We start from the raw sequence: 2,400 nt of genomic DNA on the forward strand, positions 1-2,400 counted from the left end.
AGCACCATCGCCTCACGCCGTGAGGTGGCCTGATCGCCACCCTTCACCGGCCCCAGGACGGTTCAGGGACATATCTTGCTCTCAATTCGATTGGACTGATCGGTGGATAGCAACTACAAGACCTACAGCTACACCAACTCGTTCAACCGACTGGACCAGTACCTCGATGCACCGGCAGGCAACTACGAGGAAACCGACTCCCTCCCGAGTCGGGACAAGCTGACGTACGGCAACGGCTACTACGCCAATTGCGCGGCAATGTTCGTCGATCTCCGTGATTCATCGAGCCTGCCGGCTAGCTATAAGAGACCCGTCCTGGCCAAGATTTATCGATCGTTCATCTCTGAGGTCGTCGCAATCATGAACAGCGACCTCGATGCGCGAGAAATCAACATCGTTGGAGACTGCGTCTGGGGGGTCTTCGATACGACCTTGAAGACCGACGTCGACGACCTCTTCTCAAGGGCGGCCGAAGTCAATTCGATGATGAAGGTGCTGCGCTACAAGATGGAGAAGAAGGATTACAAGACTCCAGTCAAGGCGGGCATCGGGCTCTCATACGGCCGCGCGCTCATGATCAAGGCCGGCTACAACGGCAGCGGCATCTCCGATGTCGTCTACATGGGGGACGTGGTCAACCAGGCAGCCAAGCTGGCGGCCCAAGGCTCCAAGGGCTGGAACCAGCCCATTTACGCCGATGGCGTCTTCTACCAGAACCTTAACGAGTACAACCAGGGCTTGCTGAAGCAGATCACCTGGGGCGGCCCCTACTCGGGATGGGTCGTGAATATCGCGATGGAAAACTGGTACACCGAGAACTGCAAGTAGCGCCTAACTACGAGGCGGAGTGGGGATGGCCACACGAGCGAACTCGCGGCAGCTGCGATGGTCCCGTAGTAGAATACCGTGGGTACACGCTGTCGATGTGGATGCGATCAGCCAGAGCAGTCGATAGTCGTACCGTCACAAGCGCCATGGATGGATGGTCCTGGGGTCAGGATGCTTAGGGAGGACCATGCTCCCTCGAGCCAGCTCACGGTGTGAGACGAGTACAGCTGGTACGCCCTGGCGCGCAGCCCCTACGGCCGGCTGGTCAGCAGGTTGGCCACCGTGCTGGTCGCCTGAAGGTGCTGGCCCAGTTGGGCATCGAGACGGGCGGCGAGGCCGAGCATGTCGGCCAGCCGACCAGCGACGTCGGTGGACAGCAGGGGTTCGTGGTGGGCCACGCGGTTGCGCAGTTCGTGCAGGCGGCCCACCGGGCCATCGACATGAAGGGCACGGTCGGTGCCCGGCGGGAAGGCGCGGTGCAGCGCGGGCACCCACAGCGTCTTCTCGTGCGCCGCGGAGCTGAGGTAGCGCCAGAAGCCGAACATGAGCTCGGCGACGATCTTCCCTGGCGGGGCGCCCGTACCGCCCGCGTTGGCGATGGCGTGGCGCAAGCTTTCCCGCGGCCTTTCGTTGACGTCGACGCGGCGTCGTCCGCGCCTGCGATAGACCGGAGCGAAGACGGCGTCTGCAGCCAGCGCCCAGTGCGGAGGCCCGGGCCAGTGAGCGGACAGTGCACCGTCGTAGGCGTTGCGCAGCCCGACCTCCACGTGCGCCAGGTCGTGCATCAGCGCGGCGCTGAGCTGGGCGTTCCACTCATACAGGGCCAGCGCCCGGTCTCGGTCCACGCCTGTGGCGGCAAGGTAGACCGAGAATCGCGGGCTGCTCAGCCAGGCCTCCACCCAGGGACCGGCTGGTGGGAGGCCCGGTGGCGTCGGCATTGTCATCCCGCCCCATCCTGGCGTAGAGTGGCCGTGAAAGCCCCGGTGGACCGCTGACCTTTGGTCATGTCGCCGGGGCTACGTCTTTTCCTGGGCTCCGTCCGCCCTCGCCCTCGCGTTAAGCCGTTGGCGCCTGCGCTGATCGTCCAGGGGAGGCGTCGAGGAAGGCGGTGTAGCGGCTTTCGGCGGGCCAGTCCTGGTGCCGGCCGGTGCGGCAGGTGCTCTCCCCGAGTCGTTGGGCCATGCGGTCACAGAACATCGGGAAGGCGTAGCGGTTCCACTCCTCCATCAGCTGAGGACCCGCGGCGTTCTCTGCTTCCCACCGCAGCACCGCCAGAACGGGCGGTGACGTCCCGCTGAGTGGTGGATGTAGTCCTCACCGTGTTGGTCAGCGGTGTGGTGACTATGACGCGATCAGGGCCGGTTGCGCCACCTCCTCGACTGGCTGGGGCCGGTTGAGCTGGGCCATGGAGCCTTCGGAGAGGTAGCGGCGGTCGGAGACCTGCCATTCGTCGTGGGCTTCGACCAGTACCGCGCCGGCGAGGCGGAGCAGCGCTTCGGGGTTGGGGAAGACGCCGACGACGTCGGTGCGGCGCTTGATCTCCTTGTTCAGCCGTTCGCTGGTTATCTTGAG

Annotated in this window: 3 protein-coding genes; 1 reads left to right on the forward strand and 2 read right to left on the reverse strand. The window is 64.3% G+C overall.

What is annotated here, in order from left to right; all coding sequences use genetic code 11:
- The first annotated feature begins 102 nt into the window (after positions 1-102).
- Positions 103-828 carry an adenylate/guanylate cyclase domain-containing protein gene (locus tag A6V29_RS06335; protein ID WP_040336879.1) on the forward strand — a complete coding sequence of 242 codons (726 nt, stop codon included), beginning with the start codon at positions 103-105 and terminating at the stop codon, positions 826-828.
- A gap of 251 nt (positions 829-1,079) precedes the next feature.
- On the opposite strand, the gene A6V29_RS06340 is transcribed toward A6V29_RS06335, so the two are convergent.
- The gene (locus A6V29_RS06340; RefSeq protein WP_040336880.1) at positions 1,080-1,727 is read right to left on the reverse strand and encodes an Abi family protein; all 648 of its coding nucleotides are present in this window, start codon (positions 1,725-1,727) and stop codon (positions 1,080-1,082) included.
- A 442-nt stretch (positions 1,728-2,169) separates the two neighbouring features.
- Positions 2,170-2,400: transposase (locus A6V29_RS06350; protein ID WP_170977725.1), on the reverse strand; the 231-nt coding region annotated here is incomplete at its 5' end.

The organism is Blastococcus sp. CCUG 61487, from assembly GCF_005222955.1.
Lineage (GTDB): Bacteria > Actinomycetota > Actinomycetes > Mycobacteriales > Geodermatophilaceae > Blastococcus.